This window comes from Modestobacter sp. VKM Ac-2985, from assembly GCF_026967925.1.
GTDB lineage: Bacteria > Actinomycetota > Actinomycetes > Mycobacteriales > Geodermatophilaceae > Modestobacter.
The window spans coordinates 749,088-764,878 of sequence record NZ_JAPVBI010000001.1; the positions used below are offsets into that span (position 1 = coordinate 749,088).

At 74.4% G+C, this 15,791-nt stretch carries 14 protein-coding genes; 9 read left to right on the forward strand and 5 right to left on the reverse strand.

Annotated elements, in window-relative coordinates:
* Positions 1-28: 28 nt before the first annotated feature.
* The 3 genes from O2V61_RS03425 to O2V61_RS03435 all read left to right on the forward strand — a co-directional run bounded on the left by O2V61_RS03425 (position 29) and on the right by O2V61_RS03435 (position 2,704).
* The gene (locus O2V61_RS03425; protein WP_269181929.1) at positions 29-1,279 is read left to right on the forward strand and encodes a geranylgeranyl reductase family protein; all 1,251 of its coding nucleotides are present in this window, start codon (positions 29-31) and stop codon (positions 1,277-1,279) included.
* Between the two features lie 97 nt (positions 1,280-1,376).
* On the forward strand, positions 1,377-1,709 hold the full coding sequence (locus O2V61_RS03430) for a PadR family transcriptional regulator (protein WP_269181930.1): 333 nt from the start codon (positions 1,377-1,379) through the stop codon (positions 1,707-1,709).
* Entirely contained in the window at positions 1,706-2,704 is a 999-nt protein-coding gene (locus O2V61_RS03435) for an HAAS signaling domain-containing protein (protein ID WP_269181931.1), read from the forward strand. Before O2V61_RS03430 ends, O2V61_RS03435 begins: the two co-directional genes overlap by 4 nt.
* 13 nt (positions 2,705-2,717) lie before the next feature.
* Here O2V61_RS03435 and trhA read toward each other — a convergent pair whose 3' ends face one another.
* Positions 2,718-3,539 carry a PAQR family membrane homeostasis protein TrhA gene (gene trhA, locus O2V61_RS03440; RefSeq protein ID WP_269181932.1) on the reverse strand — a complete coding sequence of 274 codons (822 nt, stop codon included), beginning with the start codon at positions 3,537-3,539 and terminating at the stop codon, positions 2,718-2,720.
* A 133-nt stretch (positions 3,540-3,672) separates the two neighbouring features.
* Between trhA and O2V61_RS03445 the strand changes: the two genes are divergently transcribed.
* The 6 genes from O2V61_RS03445 (at position 3,673) to O2V61_RS03470 (ending at position 9,300) form a co-directional block, all read left to right on the forward strand.
* Positions 3,673-4,446: an isoprenyl transferase gene (locus tag O2V61_RS03445; protein ID WP_269181933.1), complete on the forward strand. Its 774-nt coding sequence runs from the start codon at positions 3,673-3,675 to the stop codon at positions 4,444-4,446.
* A 46-nt stretch (positions 4,447-4,492) separates the two neighbouring features.
* The gene (locus O2V61_RS03450; RefSeq protein WP_269181934.1) at positions 4,493-5,710 is read left to right on the forward strand and encodes a DUF885 domain-containing protein; all 1,218 of its coding nucleotides are present in this window, start codon (positions 4,493-4,495) and stop codon (positions 5,708-5,710) included.
* A 5-nt stretch (positions 5,711-5,715) separates the two neighbouring features.
* Positions 5,716-5,907: a hypothetical protein gene (locus O2V61_RS03455; RefSeq protein WP_269181935.1), complete on the forward strand. Its 192-nt coding sequence runs from the start codon at positions 5,716-5,718 to the stop codon at positions 5,905-5,907.
* A 61-nt stretch (positions 5,908-5,968) separates the two neighbouring features.
* Positions 5,969-6,964, forward strand: a complete 996-nt coding sequence (locus O2V61_RS03460) for an ATP-binding cassette domain-containing protein (protein WP_269181936.1) — start codon at positions 5,969-5,971, stop codon at positions 6,962-6,964.
* Positions 6,961-7,770 (forward strand): ABC transporter permease, encoded by an 810-nt coding sequence (locus O2V61_RS03465; protein ID WP_269181937.1) that lies wholly within the window; start codon positions 6,961-6,963, stop codon positions 7,768-7,770. Before O2V61_RS03460 ends, O2V61_RS03465 begins: the two co-directional genes overlap by 4 nt.
* 234 nt (positions 7,771-8,004) lie before the next feature.
* Complete coding sequence (locus O2V61_RS03470; RefSeq protein ID WP_269181938.1) at positions 8,005-9,300, forward strand: PhoH family protein; 1,296 nt, start codon at positions 8,005-8,007, stop codon at positions 9,298-9,300.
* A 125-nt stretch (positions 9,301-9,425) separates the two neighbouring features.
* Here O2V61_RS03470 and O2V61_RS03475 read toward each other — a convergent pair whose 3' ends face one another.
* From O2V61_RS03475 to flhA, 4 genes are all read right to left on the reverse strand, one after another.
* Positions 9,426-10,352 carry a hypothetical protein gene (locus O2V61_RS03475; protein ID WP_269181939.1) on the reverse strand — a complete coding sequence of 309 codons (927 nt, stop codon included), beginning with the start codon at positions 10,350-10,352 and terminating at the stop codon, positions 9,426-9,428.
* 172 nt (positions 10,353-10,524) lie between these two features.
* Complete coding sequence (locus tag O2V61_RS03480) at positions 10,525-10,758, reverse strand: hypothetical protein (RefSeq protein WP_269181940.1); 234 nt, start codon at positions 10,756-10,758, stop codon at positions 10,525-10,527.
* Complete coding sequence (locus O2V61_RS03485; protein ID WP_269181941.1) at positions 10,755-13,586, reverse strand: hypothetical protein; 2,832 nt, start codon at positions 13,584-13,586, stop codon at positions 10,755-10,757. Before O2V61_RS03485 ends, O2V61_RS03480 begins: the two co-directional genes overlap by 4 nt.
* Before the next feature lie 94 nt (positions 13,587-13,680).
* Positions 13,681-15,726, reverse strand: a complete 2,046-nt coding sequence (flhA, locus tag O2V61_RS03490) for a flagellar biosynthesis protein FlhA (RefSeq protein WP_269181942.1) — start codon at positions 15,724-15,726, stop codon at positions 13,681-13,683.
* Positions 15,727-15,791: the final 65 nt, after the last annotated feature.

The following is a 15,791-nucleotide window of genomic DNA, read 5'->3' on the forward strand; positions in this document are numbered from 1 at the left end:
CGCGCGGGGATCGGGGACACTGGGCTCCGTGCCCCACACCGCAGAGCCCACCGACACCGACGTGCTCGTGGTGGGGGCCGGCCCGGCCGGTGCAGCTGCCGCTGCGTGGGCCGCGCGCGGCGGCGCCGAGGTCGTGCTCGCCGACGCCGCCGTCTTCCCCCGGGACAAGACCTGCGGTGACGGGCTGACCCCCCGGGCCATCGCCGAGCTCGACCGCCTCGGGCTCGGCGACTGGGTGCGCTCGCACGGCCGCAACCGGGGGCTGCGGGCGGCCGGCTTCGGGCAGGAGCTGCTGCTGCCCTGGCCCGGTGGCGCGCTGCCCGACCACGGCGGCGCCGTCCCGCGCACGGAGCTGGACGACCGGATCCGCTCGGTGGCGCTGGACGCAGGGGCCACCCCGCTGGAGGGCGCCCGGGCGGTGGACGTCGAGCGGGACGGCGACCGGGTGGGTGCCGTGGTGTTCCGCCGTCCCGACGGGTCGACGACGACGGTCCGCTGCCGCCGGCTGGTGGTGGCCGACGGGGTCCGCTCCCCGCTGGGCCGGGTGCTCGGCCGGGAGTGGCACCGCGACACGGTCTACGGCGTGGCCGCGCGCGGCTACGTGCGCTCGGGGCGCAGCGACGACGAGTGGATCAGCTCGCACCTGGAGCTCCGCGGCGCCGAGGGGGAGCTGCTGTCCGGCTACGGCTGGGTGTTCCCGCTGGGGGCCGAGCGCGGTGAGGTCAACGTCGGCGTCGGCACCCTGGCCACCGAGCGCCGCCCGGCCGAGGTGGGGCTGCGCGCCCTGCTGGAGCTCTACACCGACCAGCGGCGGGCAGAGTGGCAGATCGAGGGCGCCGTGCAGGCTCCCGCCAGTGCGCTGCTGCCGATGGGCGGGGCGGTCTCCGGTGTCGCCGGGCGCAACTGGGCGCTGGTCGGGGACGCCGCAGGGTGCGTGAACCCGCTCAACGGCGAGGGCATCGACTACGGGCTGGAGACCGGTCGCAGCGTGGTCGAGCTGTTCGACGAGGACGACTGGTCGCAGGCCTGGCCCACGACGCTGCGGCGGCACTACGGCGAGGCGTTCTCCATCGCCCGTCGACTGGCCGGGCTGCTCACCGTGCCGCGGTTCCTGCCGGCCGCCGGGCCGGTGGGGATGCGCTCCCGGGTGCTGATGACCGTGGCCCTGCGGGTCATGGGCAACCTCGTCACGGACGCCGACCGGGACCTCACCGCACGACTGTGGCGTCGGGCCGGGCGGCTCTCGGTGCGCCTGGACGACCGCCCGCCCTTCAGCTGAACAGTCCGCCGGGCGGGCGGCGCGCCGGACGGGTGCTGTGCCGCTACTGCGTTCTGCGCAGTACTGTGCGGTGCACCGACCAACCCGGAGGACGTCGATGGACACCACGCAACTGCTCAAAGGGGTGCTGGACCTCGCCGTCCTCGCGGTGCTGGACGGCGAGGACGGCTACGGCTACGACGTCGTCCGGCGGCTGCGGGCGGCCGGGCTGGAGGAGGTCGGCGACGCCTCGGTCTACGGCACCCTCCGGCGGCTGTACGCCGCCGGGCACCTGACCAGCTACGTCGTCCCGTCGGCCGAGGGGCCGCACCGCAAGTACTACGGGCTCAACGTCTCCGGGCGGGCGCAGCTGGAGATGGCGACCAAGACCTGGCACGGCTTCGCCGACACGATGGCGGCCCTGCTGACCGATCCGGAGGTGGCGGCATGACCGGCGCGACGAGTGTGGGCCGGCAGGCCGAGGTGCGGGAGTACGCGGCGGCCGTGCGAGCGGCGCTGACCGACGTCCCGGCCGAGCGGTGCGAGGAGCTGCTCGAGGACCTCGAGGACCACCTGGCAGAGGTGGCGGCGGACGGCGATGCGCCGCTGGAGTTCCGGCTGGGTTCCCCTCGCCACTACGCCGACGAGCTGCGGACCGCCGCCGACCTGCCCGCCGCGCCGGCGGCCGAGCACGACCGGGTCGGGCTGACCGAGCTGGTCGGCCGGGCCCGGGCGTGGGAGCCGGTGCGGCAGGTCGAGGCGTTCCTCCCCGAGCTCCGCCCGGCGTGGTGGGTGGTGCGCGCCTGGGCCGCCGTGACCGCGGTCGACGTGGTCTTCGTGGGCGGCACGTCCTTCCCGGTGCCCACCCTCGGGCTCGGCCCGATCGGCCTGCTCGTCACCGGCGCGGCCATCGCCTGGTCGGTGCGGCTGGGCCTGCGCGCCCGGGCGGAGCAGCGCGAGCCCGGGGGCCGTGCCGCGCTGGCCAACGCCGGGCTGGCGCTGCTGACGCTGGTCGCGCTGGTCGGACTGGCGGCGGGCCCCGGCGTCGCCACCGCCGAGACGGTGTACGTCGACGACCCCCAGCCCGACCACCTGGTGCACGAGGACGGCACGCCGATCACGAACATCCTGCCGTTCTCCTCGACCGGCGAACCGCTGCGCGGGGTGCTGCTCTACGACCAGGACGGGCGGCCGATCGACGGCCTCGCCGACGTGACGCTCGACGGCGACCAGGTCGAGGCGGTGCCGGACGCGCCGTTGCAGCCGGGCAACGCCTATCCGCAGCAGCGCCAGGTGCGGGGCTGGGACGAGTACGGCCAGGAGGCCGTCGTCCCGATGCCGCTCCCGAGCACCGCACCCACCAGCGGTGGCGCGCCGGAGGAGCCGGCCCAGGCCGTGCCGGGGGAGACCCCGGTGCCCGACCCGGGGGCGCCGCCGACGCCGTGAGCGGCCGGGCGGCTCAGGCGAGCGGGGAGTTGTAGAGCGCGAACCAGACGGCGATGTAGTGGCAGATGGCGGCCACGATCGTCATCGCGTGGAACACCTCGTGGTAACCGAACGTCCCCGGCCAGGGGTTGGGCCGCTTGCTCGCGTAGGCGATCGCCCCGACGCTGTAGAGCAGGCCACCGACGGCCAGCAGCACCATGGCGGTGACGCCGACCAGCTGCAGGATGTCGACCATCACGAACAGCGCCGCCCAGCCCAGCGCCAGGTAGATCGGCACGCCCAGCCAGCGGGGCGCGTGCGGCCAGACGACCTTCAGGGCCACGCCCAGCGCAGCGCCGGCCCAGACCAGGGCCAGCAGCCACCAGCCGGTCGGCTCGGGGACGGCGAGCAGCGCGAACGGCGTGTAGGTGCCGGCGATGAAGACGAAGATCATCGAGTGGTCGGCGCGCTTCATCAGCTTCCAGCCGCGCGGTGACCAGCGGCGGCGGTGGTACAGCGCGCTGACCCCGAAGAGCCCGAGGATGGTGACGCAGTACAGCGCCACCGACCAGCCGGCCCGGGCGCCCTGCACGGCGGCGAGCGGGATGAGCACCGCCGCGGCGACGATCGACCCGAAGAACGCGAACAGGTGCAGCCAGCCCCGCATCCGCGGGCGGGTGTCGGGGTGGTCGGGGTCGCCGTGCTCCGCCCGGGTCCACTGGGCCTGGCGCTCGAGGTGCTCGACCCGTTCGCCCTCCTCGTGGACGGTGGAGACCGCCTCGTCGGCCGGCGCCTGGAGCTCGGCGCCGTCGGCGGTGACCCGGACGTGGTCCTCGCGGTCTGAGGAGACGCTCATGAGCCGAGGTTACGGAGCAGTGGGTACCGCGTCATCCCGGGCGGCCTGTGACCTTGCTGCGGGAACGCGCAGGCCGGGTCCGGCGTGCGGTCCGACCACGGCCGGGGGCGGGACCTAGGGTGAGGACGTGGGGGTGCGCGCGAAGGTCCGGGACGCACTCACCCTCGTCTACGAGCAGCGGCTGGCGCGCGAGCTGCTCGGGGCCGACACCCCGCGGCACGTCGGCGTGATCATCGACGGGAACCGGCGCTGGGCCCGGGCCATCGGCCTGGAGGACGTCAGCGAGGGACACCGCCGCGGCGCGGACAAGATCGCCGACCTGCTCTCCTGGTGCGACGAGGCCGGGGTGGAGGTCGTCACCCTCTTCCTGCTCTCCACCGACAACCTGACCCGCCCGGCTCCTGAGCTCACCCCGTTGCTGCGCATCATCGAGGGCGTCGCCTGTGACCTGGCCGGCCCGGACCGGCGGTGGCACCTGCGCGCGGTGGGCGCACTGGAGCTGCTGCCCCCGGAGACCGTCAGCGTCCTGACCCGGGCCGAGCGCGACACCCGGGACCGGCCAGGTGCGACGGTGAACCTCGCGGTCGGCTACGGCGGCCGCCGGGAGATCGCCGACGCCGTGCGCTCGCTGCTGGCCGAGCACGTCCAGCGGGGGACGACGCTGCCGGAGCTGATCGAGGTGCTCGACGCCGACCAGATCGCCGAGCACCTGTACACCCGCGGGCAGCCCGACCCGGACCTGGTGATCCGCACCAGCGGCGAGCAGCGGCTCTCCGGCTTCCTCACCTGGCAGACCGCCCACTCGGAGTTCTACTTCACCGACGTCTACTGGCCGGAGTTCCGCCGGGTCGACTTCCTGCGGGCGCTGCGTGCCTACGCCGCCCGGCACCGCCGCTTCGGCGGCTGACCCGGGCCTCCTCGGGTCGGCGCCCGGGGGCTGACAGACTCGGGGCATGGCAGCCGGCGCGGTCGACGTCCCCCTGGAGTACGTGCGGCTGGGGCTGCGCTTCGACCGGCTGGAGCCCGGCTTCGTCGACGCGTACACCGGTGACCAGCGGCTGCGCGCGCAGGTCGCCGACGAACCGGCGCCGCAGCCGCACCAGCTGCGCGACCAGGCCCGGGCGCTGCTGGCCGAGCTCGACTCCGCCGCCCTGCCGCACCTCCGGACCGCCTACCTGCGCGGTCAGCTCACCGGCCTGGAGTGCACGGCCCGCAAGCTGGGCGGTGAGCCGGTCGGCTTCATCGCCGAGGTCGAGGCCTACTTCCAGGTGTCGGTCGCCCTCGGGGACCCGGCCGAGTACGCCGCCGCGCACGCCGAGCTCGAGCAGCTGCTGCCCGGCAGCGGCTCGCTGGCGGAGCGGTACGCGGTGCACCGGCGGCGGGAGGAGTGCCCGCCCCAGCGGCTGGAGGAGGCGGTGCACGCGCTGTCCTCCGCGCTCCGCGACCGGGTCCGCGGCCAGTACGGCCTGCCCGAGGCCGAGACGGTGCGCTATGAGGTGGTCACCGACAAGCCGTGGTCGGGGTTCAACTACTACGAGGGCGACTACCGCTCCCGGGTCGCGATCAACGCCGACCTGCCGCACCGGCTCGCGCAGCTGCCGCACCTGGTCGCGCACGAGTCCTACCCGGGGCACCACACCGAGCACTGCCGCAAGGAGCGCGGGCTGGTCGAGCGCGACCAGCACCTGGAGCACACCGTCTTCCTGGTCAACACCCCCGAGTGCCTGATGGCCGAGGGGCTGGCCGACCTCGGCGTCGAGGCGGCGATCGGCGCCGGCTGGGGGCCCTGGTCGGCCGACGTCCTCGGTGACCTGGGGCTGCGCTTCGACGGGCACCTGGCCGAGCGGGTCGCCGCCGCGGCTGCGCCGCTGAACCGGGTGCGCCAGGACGCCGCGATCCTGCTGCACGACCGCGGCGCCGACCCGGACGTGGTGATCGCGCACCTGCAGCGCTGGGGGCTGGTCAGCCACGACCGCGCCGTCCAGCAGCTGCGCTTCCTCACCGACCCGCTGTGGCGGGCCTACATCTCCACCTACGTCGAGGGCTACGACCTGCTCTCGACGTGGCTCGCCGCCCGGCCGGCCGGGCAGCCCGTCGCCGACCGCTTCCTGCGGCTCCTGGACGAGCCGCTGACCCCGGCGGTCGTCGCCGCCGAGCTGGCCGGCGCCTGACCCTCGTGGCGGGCGGGACGACGGAGGAGCGGCAGGCCCTGGGGCTCTGGACAGCGGGCTGGATCGCCCTCTTCCTGCTGGCCGGGCTGCTGTGGCTGGGCGACGTGGCGCTGCAGTGGCCGGTGCTGCTGGTGCCGGCGGCCTGGGCGATGGTGGTGCTGCGGCCGCGCCGCGAGGGCCGCGGCGCCCGCCGCTGATCGTCCGCCGGGAGCGGGACCCGGTCGACTCCTGTCGGTGGGCCGGTGGAGGATCCCCGGCGTGATCCACGCCCGCGGGCTCGCCCGCACCTTCCGGAAGAAGAAGCAGGAGGTGCACGCCGTCGCCGGGGTGGACCTCGACGTCGAGGCCGGCGAGATCGTCGGCTTCCTGGGCCCCAACGGCGCGGGCAAGACCACCACGCTGCGGATGCTCACCACCCTGCTGACCCCGACCGCCGGCACCGCCACGGTGGCCGGCTGCGACCTGATCGCCGACCCGGTCGGTGTGCGCCGCCGGATCGGCTACGTCTCGCAGAGCGGCTCGACCGCGCCCGAGGCCCGCGCCGGGGAGGAGGTCGTCGACCACGCCCGGCTCTACGGGATCAGCACCGAGGAGGCGACCGCCCGCGGCAAGCAGCTGTTCCGCGAGCTCGACCTCGACGGGCTCTGGGAGCGCCAGCCCAAGGCGATGTCCGGGGGCCAGCGCCGCCGGCTGGACATCGCGCTGGGCCTGGTGCACGTCCCCGGCCTGGTCTTCCTCGACGAGCCGACCACCGGGCTGGACCCGCAGGCCCGGGCCAACCTGTGGCAGCACATCCGTGGTCTGCGCGCCGAGCGCGGGACGACGGTGTTCCTGACCACGCACTACCTCGACGAGGCCGACGCGCTCTGCGACCGGATCCTGGTCATCGACTCCGGCCGGATCGTCGCCTCCGGCACGCCCGACGAGCTCAAGTCCGACGTCGGCGGCGACGTCCTGACCGTCACCGCCGAGCACGCGGACTCGGCCGGGCAGGTCGCCGGTCTGATGGCCGCCCTGCCCGGGGCCGAGGCGCCCCAGGTCGACGGCCCACGAGTGGTCGGTCGCGCCCCGAACGGCGGGGCTGCCCTGGTCGCGCTGGTCCGTGAGCTGGACGCCGCCGGCATCGCCGTGGCCGGCATCGAGAGCCGCCGGCCGAGCCTGGACGACGTGTTCCTCGGCCTCACCGGCCGGTCGCTGCGGGAGACCGGGGCGCCGGCCGCCGTCCTCGCCGAGCCGCTGGAGGCCACCCGATGAGCACGATCGCGACCCCGCCGGAGACCCGGCCGACCAGCGCCACCGCGACCAGCGACCTGGTCCGGGACACCTACACCGTCTTCGCCCGGGCGATGCGGATGTCGTTGCGCAACCCGGCCTGGCTGGTGATCAGCCTGATGCAGCCGATCCTGTACATCACGCTGTTCGGCCCGCTGCTGACCTCCGACGCCGTCCAGCTCGGTGCCGGCAACGCCTACCAGGTGTTCGTGCCCGGGATCCTGGTCCAGCTCGGCATCTTCGGGGCGCTCTTCGTCGGGTTCGGGCTGATCGCCGAGTACCGGGCCGGGGTCATCGAGAGCCAGCGGGTCACCCCGGCCAGCCGCACCGCGCTGCTGCTGGGGCGGGTGCTGCGCGACGTCGTCGTCCTGCTGGTGCAGGGCACGTTGCTGGTGCTGGTCGCCATCCCGCTGGGGCTGCGCGCGCCGCTGGTCGGTGTGCTGCTGACCCTGGTGGTCATCGCCCTGCTGGGTGCGGCGTTCGCCTCGGTCTCCTACGCCCTCGCGCTGACGCTGAAGAGCGAGGACGCCTTCGCGCCGCTGCTCAACGCCGTCGTCCTGCCGGTGCTGCTGCTGTCGGGGATCCTGCTGCCGATGTCGCTGGCCCCCGGCTGGCTGCAGGCGATCAGCGACGTGAACCCGCTGAAGCACGTCGTCGAGGGCACCCGCGCCTTCTTCGACGGCGACTACGGCAGCGGCACGGCCTGGTGGGGTGCCGCGCTCACCGTCGCGATGGGGGTGGCGGGCTGGTGGTTCGGTGTCCGACGTTTCCGGCAGGAGTCCAGCTGACGAACGGGAGGTCTCGTCTCACCCCTGTGCGTGTCAAGGGGGTGTTCCTGTCGGTGTGAGGGCATAGCGTCGGCGGTGGAGGACGAGCTCACCTCGCCCTCCGCGGGAGGCCCGGTTGGTGCGACGCAGTTCGTTCACCAGAGGGGCCGTGTCCCGGCCCCTGCGCCGGGACCCGGTCACCTTCGAGCCGGGGCGCGCCTTGACACCAGGGTGTCGCTCCACGGGAGCCGATTCGTGAGCACTCGCCGTACCTACGTCCTCGACACCTCCGTGCTCCTCTCCGACCCGGGGGCGCTGCTGCGCTTCGACGAGCACGACGTCGTCGTCCCGCTGGTGGTGATCGGTGAGCTCGAGGACAAGCGTGACCACCCCGAGCTCGGCTGGTTCGCCCGGCAGACCCTGCGGATGCTCGACGACCTCCGGGTGCAGCACGGCCGGCTGGACGCACCGCTGCCGGTCGGCGTGCAGGGCGGTTCCCTGCACGTGGAGCTGAACCACAGCGATCCGTCGGTGCTCCCGCCCGGCTTCCGGAACGACAGCAACGACAGCCGGATCATGGTCGTCGCGCTCAACCTGCGCAGCGAGGGCCGGGACGTCTGCCTCGTCACCAAGGACGTGCCGCTGCGGGTCAAGGCCGCCGCGGTGGGGCTGGACACCGAGGAGTACCGCGGGCTGGGCGCGGTCGACACCGGCTGGACCGGGATGACCGAGCTCGCGGTGGAGGAGCCCGACGTCCAGGCGCTGTACGACGCCGGCACGGTCTTCCTGCCTGCCGCCGCGGAGCTGCCCACGCACACCGGGCTGGTGCTGCTCTCCGGCCGGGGGTCCGCGCTGGGCCGGGTGACCCCGGACAAGCAGGTGCGGCTGGTCCGCGGCGACCGGGACGCCTTCGGCCTGCACGGGCGCTCCGCCGAGCAGCGGATCGCCCTCGACCTGCTGCTCGACCCCGAGATCGGCATCGTCTCGATGGGCGGCCGGGCCGGCACCGGCAAGTCGGCGCTGGCGCTGTGCGCCGGGCTCGAGTCGGTGATGGAGCGGCGGGCGCACAAGAAGGTCGTGATCTTCCGGCCGCTGTACGCCGTCGGCGGGCAGGAGCTCGGCTACCTGCCGGGCAGCGAGGGCGAGAAGATGGCGCCCTGGGCACAGGCGGTGTTCGACACGCTGGGTGCCCTGGTCTCCGGTGACGTCGTCGAGGAGATCGTGGCCCGCGGGCTGATCGAGGTGCTGCCGCTGACCCACATCCGCGGCCGCTCGCTGCACGACTCGTTCGTGATAGTCGACGAGGCGCAGTCGCTGGAGCGCGGGGTGCTGCTCACCGTGCTCTCCCGGCTGGGCACCAACTCCCGCGTCGTCCTCACCCACGACGTCGCGCAGCGGGACAACCTCCGGGTCGGCCGGCACGACGGCGTCACCGCGGTGATCGACCGCCTGAAGGGCCACCCGCTGTTCGCCCACGTGACCCTGACCCGCTCCGAGCGCTCCCCGATCGCCGCCCTGGTGACCGAGATGCTGGAAGACCTCCCCCTCTGAGGTGGAGCCCCCCGGCCCCCGGGCCGGCCGGGCCTGCCCGGGTTGGCCCCGCATTGCACGCCGTTCGTCTGGATCGCACGTGCTGCAGCACGTGCATCGTGACCACAACGCGTGCAATGCGGGGTTCAGCGGGTGGCGCGGGTCAGGGCGCGGAGCCACCTGGACACCAGGGCATCGGGTGTGGCCAGGTCGTCCCACACCCAGCGCACGACGGTCCAACCCTCGTCTCGGAGAGCGTCCTCCCGTCGCTTCTCCTCGAACACGGCGTCCCCGGCGTCCTGCCCGGGCCGGAGCAGTCGCCCGTACTTGACCCGCCCGTCGAACTCACCGAGCAGTCGCTCGTGCTGCCAACCGAAGTCGGTGCGTCCGACCAGCCGCCCGTCGGGCCGTCGCACATCGACCTGGAGGTCGGGGAGAGGCAGTCCGGCGTCGATCATCAACGCTCGTGAGCGGCTCTCGCCCACGCTCTCGGACCGGGCGTCGGCGGCGAGCAGGACCCGACGCGCGGATCGGGTGCCCGGTGTCCCGGCACAGGCGTGCAGCACTGTCATCAGTTCGGCGGGCGTGGTCATCCGTTGCGCCAGCGCCGCATCGGCGACCACGAGCGCCGCTGCGAACGGGACGGTGCGGGCCACGTCGACGACCGTCCGCGCGACGCTGGTGACCGCGATCCCGCCGTGCAGCACGACGTCGTCCTCGCCGAGCCGGGCGACGTGCGACCTCAGCCGGTTCTCGTCCGCGCTGCGTGCTGGAGGCCGGCGGGTGACGTGCACCTGTCGCAACGCCAGCCCCCACAGCGGCAGACCGTGCAGCGCCGCTGCAGATCCGTGGCTGACGACGGCCGGCTGGCGCAGGCCGGCGAGGGTGGCCCGGACCGCCAGCAGGTGCCTGGCACGTTGGGGCAGCGCGGTCGGGGCCACCAGGTAGGCGCCGCGCTGCAAGGTGGACCACTGGCCTCGGCGGCGCCGCCGCCTGATCTCGTCGTCGACGAGCCCGGCGGCGAGGGCCTGTGGTCGCAGGACGAGGCGGGGGAGCGGGTCGGCCGGTTCCATGACCACACCGTGCTGGGTGGCGACGCCCCGATGCCCGCCTCTCGACGATCTGGGGACGCGGCCCACCGCTGTGGACGGTGCGCAGCTCTGCACGCGTTCTGCACGGTCTGCTCGCGCTGCGGCACGAGCAAAGTGCACGAAACGCGTGCAGAGCGGCGGCGGTGTGGCCCGGTCAGGTCGGGGTGGCGGGCTGGTCTTCCGGTGCCGTGCGGCTCGGTCGGGTCGGGGGCGGTGGGGTGGTGGCCCAGCGGAGCAGGCCGACCGCGACCCAGGCCGCGCCCAGGCACCACAGCAGGCGGACGGTGACGTCGTCGAGGGAGAAGTCACCGCGCAGTCCCAGCAGGAACACCGGGATGGCCAGCACGAAGCCGGTCACCACGACGTCCCTGCGGAACGGGCTGATCACGCCTCCATCTCCTCCAGCCGCTCACACAGCAGCGAGGCCCAGCGGTGCGCGGTGGCCCGGGTGCCGTCGACCATGGCCACGGGCACCGGGACGTGGTCCAGCACGGCGGCCGGGTCAGCGGTCGAGTCGGTGTCCTCGACGACGACGGCGTCCAGGCGGGGCAGGCCGTCCAGCCACGGCACGAGGTCCTCGGGCTTGCGGGTGGCCTCCATGACCGCCCACACCGCCGTCGGCGACCAGACGGAGAGCATGTGCTCCATCCACGGCCCACCGGACGTGCGCAGCGGGGCGTCCACGGCGACGACCGTGACCGCGCCGGTCGTCGCGCTCGTCCGGCGGCGTGCCAGGGCGGTCTCCACCGAGGTGATCCGGCTGGCCTCCGGGGCCAGGCCGGCCAGCGCACCGGAGGCGGCCCACAGGACGGCCTCGGGCTCCAGCCGCAGCGAGGAGGCCAGTGACCGGGCGGCGGCGAACGTCTCGGCGCCGGGGCCGACGAGCATCAGCACGTCGCCGGGCTCCGTCGGCGCCGGCGGAGCCGAGGGGAGGCGCTCGGACAGGGTGCGGGTCAGCGCGGCGTAGACCCCGCGGGCGGCCGCGTCGCTGGTGAAGTCCGGCCCCAGCAGGGAGTCGGGCAGCCCGAGGGTGAGCAGCCGGATGACCAGCTCCTCGGGCCCGCTCATCGGGTAGGGGACGAGCGCCGTGGACGACGGTGCGGGGACCAGCCGGGTCACGGTCGCCAGGCGGCCGCCGGGCTCGTCGGCGGCCGGCAGCGCAGGGGCAGCCGGCCGGGGTGCCACGGGGAGGGCCGTCGGGCGGGTCGGGGCCTGCGGGCGGCCGGACAGTGCGGGTCGGGTGCTCGCCGGCACCGGCGGGCGCGACCGGCGGACCGGCGGGACACCGGGACGGGAGGCCAGCAGCGGCTGCGAACCGCCGAAGTGCTGCGGCGGCATCAGCGACAGCGGCGGCAGGACGGTGGTGGCGTCCAGCGGCAACGGAGCCGGGTCGCTCGCGGTCCGCGCCATCTCCGGGGCCATCGCGGGGGCCATCGCCGGGGACACGACCGGGGACATGACCGGGGAGAGGGCCACCGGGACGGCGAACCGCTCGCGCTGGTCGATCGACGGTGACTCCATGAAGCGGATCTCCTCGGCCGGGGACTCGTCGACGACGACGGCGTCCACGACCAGGTTCTGGGCGGCGGCGAACTGCGCCGCCCGCTGGGCGATCCGGTCCTCGCTGGCGTAGCCGGCGTGCGCGTCGGTCCGGTAGGCGCTGGTGTCGTAGGCGTTGGGCTCGGCGCCGGTGGTCTGGTAGGCCCACGGCTGCGGGACGTCGCGCACCCGGTCCTCGGCGAGCGCCGGGGCGGGCCACGCGCGGGCGGCCGCGGACTCGATGATCGCCGAGGCAGCCGCGACGGCCGCGTCCCCGTCCTGGTCGGCCTCTGCGGCGGTCCGCTCGGCACCCGCCTCGGGGGAGCGGTGCCGGCCGCGGCCGGAGCCGTTGGCGGCCAGGACCTCCTCGAGCAGGTCGGCCAGCTCCTCGTCCGCACTCCGCACGGACTCGACCATCGAGAGGGCCGGGGCCGCCGTCTCGAGGCGGGTGGCCTCGATTCGTGCGGCTTCGATCCGGGCGGCCTCGGCGGCCTCGGCCTGGACCCGAGCGGCCTCTGCCCGGGTGCGGGCTGCTTCGATCCGGGCTGCTTCGACGCGCACTGCCTCAGCCGCGGCGGCCTCGGCCTCGGCCTGGTGGCGGGCTGCCTCGGCGGCTGCTTCGGCCTCGGCCTGGTGGCGGGCTGCCTCGGCGGCTGCTGCGGTCTCGGCCTGGTGGCGGGCTGCTTCGGCGGCTGCTTCGGTCTCGGCCTGGTGGCGGGCTGCTTCGGCGGCTGCTTCGGTCTCGGCCTGGTGGCGGGCTGCTTCGGCGGCTGCTTCGGTCTCGGCCTGGAGGCGGGCTGCGTCTGCGGCTGCTTCGGTCTCGGCCTGGAGGCGGGCTGCGTCTGCGGCTGCTTCGGTCACGGCCTGGAGGCGAGCTGCCTCGGCCTGGAGGCGGGCTGCGTCGGCGGCTGCTTCGGCCTCGGCCTGGAGGCGAGCCGCCTCGATCCGTGCTGCCTCGGCCCGTGCTGCCTCGGCCTGCACCCGGGCGGCCCCGGCGGCAGCCGCCTCGATGCGCGCGGTGGCCAGCCGGGTGGCCTCCGCGGCCGCGGCCTCGACCGCAGCCGTCTGGGCAGCGGCTGCCTCGGCCGCGGCCAGCTCGGCAGCGGCCGCCACAGCGGCGTCTTCGACCGCGGCGTCGGCTGCCGCCTGCACCGGGCTGGAGGCGACCATCCGGGTCAGCGCTGCGGCGAAGGGGGAGGGCCCCGACGGCTCGTCGGCGACCGGTGCGGGCGCCGGCGTCGGCACGAGGTCCTCCGCCGAGAGCATCAGGGTGTGCTTGGCGGGGGTGAACGGCTTGGCCGCCACCGGGGCGGCCGCAGCCGCGGCTGCCCGTGCCGGTCGCGCTGCGGACCGGGCGCCGTCGGCGGGACCGGTCGCGCGCCCGGCAGCGGTGCGCCCGGCCGGCGCGGCGGCTGCGGGCGTGCCGGCCGGGGTCCGCACCGAGCCGGACCGGCCGTAGAGGTCCACGTCCGGGCTGCCCTGCGCGGCCGCACCCAGCAGGTCGGCGAGCTCCTTCATCCGGTCGTCCATCGACGGCCCGGCAGCGGCGGTCGGCCGCGCAGGCGTGGCGGGGTCCTTCAGCACGGTCGAGGAACCGGTGCTCGGCCCGGGGGTCGCCCCGGCCGCGGGCACCTCGACCTCGGCGATGAACCGTTCGTTGGTGAAGAAGCCGAACATGCCGCCGGAGCGGATGCGGCGGACCCCGACCACCCGGGCCGAGGCCCCGAACTCTGCGCGTGCGGCCGCGACGGCCTCGTCACGCGTGGCTGCCTCAACGGATCGCGACGGCACCGCTCACCACTCCCAAGGACTCGATCTGTGCCGTGCGGGACACCTCGTTGTACGAGATGACCGACAGGCGGGGCAGGACCTGACGGATCAGGCGGGACAGGGCGGCTCGCACCTGCGGCGAGCAGACGAGCACGGGGGAGAGGTTCATCCGCTCCGCCTCGTCGAGGAGCTCGGTGCAGCCACGGACCAGGACGTCGACGGTGTGCCCGTCCAGGGCGAGGACCTGGCCGCCCTCGGTCGGACGCACGGCCTCCAGGAGACGCTGCTCGAACGACGGCTCGAGGGTGATGACGTGCAGTCGCTCCTCCTCGGTCACGTACGGGTGGCTGATGGCCGCGCCGAGGGCCGTCCGGGCCGCCTCGACCAGGCCGTCGAGGTCGGTGGAGACCTTGGCCCGCAGGGACAGGGCCTCGAAGATGCGCACCAGGTCGCGGATCGACACCCCCTCGTCCAGCAGGGCCTGCAGCACGCGCTGCACCTCGCCGAGGCTGAGCAGCGCCGGGGTGAGCTCGTCGGCGACGGCCGGGTGCGAGCGGCGGATCATCTCGACCAGCACCTTGACGTCCTCCCGGCCGAGCAGCGCCGAGGCGTTCTGCCGGACGACCTCGGCCAGGTGGGTGGTGATGACCGAGGAGCGGTCGACGACCGTGGCGCCGGCCATCTCGGCCTGCCGCTGCAGCTCGGCGGGCACCCACTTGGCGGCCAGCCCGAAGACCGGCTCCCGGGTCGCCTTGCCGGGCAGCCCGTCGAGGTGGTCACCGATGGCGAGGACGGTGCCGGCCGGGGACGTGCCCTTGGCGGCAGGGACGCCGTTGAGCCAGATGACGTACTGCGAGGCGGGCAGGTCCAGGTTGTCCCGGGTGCGGACCAGCGGGATGACCAGGCCGGTCTCCATGGCGACCTTGCGGCGCAGCGCCTTGACGCGGTCGAGCAGGTCCCCGCCGCGGGCGGTGTCCACCAGTTCGACCAGGTCGAAGGCGACCTCGAGCTCGAGGGGGTCCACCCGCATCCGGTCGGCGATGGCCTCGGGGGAGTCCGGCTGCGGCTCCGCGGCGACGGCGTCCCCGGGGGTGCTCTCGTCGTCGTCCTCATCGACCTGGTCGGTGAGCCGGGTGGAGATGAACAGGAACAGGCCACCGATGATCAGGAACGGCAGCTTGGGCAGGCCGGGGATCAGGCACAGGGCCAGGGCGCCCAGGCCGGCGATGCGCACCGGCTGCTTGTTGCGGGACAGCTGGCTGATCAGGTCCGAGCCCATGTCGCCCTGGGACGCCGAGCGGGTGACGATCAGGCCGGTGGCGGTGGAGATCAGCAGGGCGGGGATCTGGGAGACCAGTCCGTCGCCGACGCTCAGCAGCGAGTAGGTGGAGATGGCCTCTCCGGGGGCCATGCCCTTCTGCATCATGCCGATGGCGAAGCCACCGATGAGGTTGATCAGGGTGACGATGATGGCGGCGATGGCGTCGCCCTTGACGAACTTGCTGGCGCCGTCCATCGAGCCGTAGAAGTCGGCCTCGGAGGTGACCTCCATGCGCCGCTTGCGGGCCTGCTTCTCGTTGATCAGGCCGGCGTTCAGGTCGGCGTCGATGGCCATCTGCTTGCCGGGCATCGCGTCCAGGGTGAAGCGGGCGCCGACCTCGGCGACCCGGCCGGCACCGTTGGTGATGACGACGAACTGGATGATCGTGAGGATCACGAAGATCACCAGGCCGACGATCAGCGAGCCGCCGATGACGAAGTGCCCGAAGGCCTCGATGACCTTGCCGGCGTAGCCGTCGGTGAGCACGAGCCGGGTAGAGGAGACGTTGAGCGCCAGGCGCATCAGCGTCGCGATCAGCACCAGTGACGGGAAGATCGCGAAGTCCAGCGGCCGCTTGATGTTCATCGACACCAGCAGGATCAGCAGCGACCCGACGATGTTCAGCGCCAGCAGCACGTCCAGCACGGGCGCCGGCAGCGGCACGACGAGCATCAGGACGATGGAGACGACCCCGATGGGGACGGCGGCCTTCGTCAGCTTTCCCACGAGACCTCGATCCTGTGCGGTGCCGCTCCGGCAGCGGAGGAGTGCGCCGGTGCGCGCTCCACCGC

What these genes read in the sequence shown, in the direction of transcription:
- O2V61_RS03485 (WP_269181941.1), bottom strand. Translation starts at nt 13,586, where the DNA reads ATGTTCGGCTTCTTCACCAACGAACGGTTCATCGCCGAGGTCGAGGTG.
- O2V61_RS03430 (WP_269181930.1), top strand. Translation starts at nt 1,377, where the DNA reads ATGGACACCACGCAACTGCTCAAAGGGGTGCTGGACCTCGCCGTCCTC.
- O2V61_RS03450 (WP_269181934.1), top strand. Translation starts at nt 4,493, where the DNA reads ATGGCAGCCGGCGCGGTCGACGTCCCCCTGGAGTACGTGCGGCTGGGG.
- trhA (WP_269181932.1), bottom strand. Translation starts at nt 3,539, where the DNA reads ATGAGCGTCTCCTCAGACCGCGAGGACCACGTCCGGGTCACCGCCGAC.
- O2V61_RS03465 (WP_269181937.1), top strand. Translation starts at nt 6,961, where the DNA reads ATGAGCACGATCGCGACCCCGCCGGAGACCCGGCCGACCAGCGCCACC.
- O2V61_RS03435 (WP_269181931.1), top strand. Translation starts at nt 1,706, where the DNA reads ATGACCGGCGCGACGAGTGTGGGCCGGCAGGCCGAGGTGCGGGAGTAC.
- O2V61_RS03475 (WP_269181939.1), bottom strand. Translation starts at nt 10,352, where the DNA reads ATGGAACCGGCCGACCCGCTCCCCCGCCTCGTCCTGCGACCACAGGCC.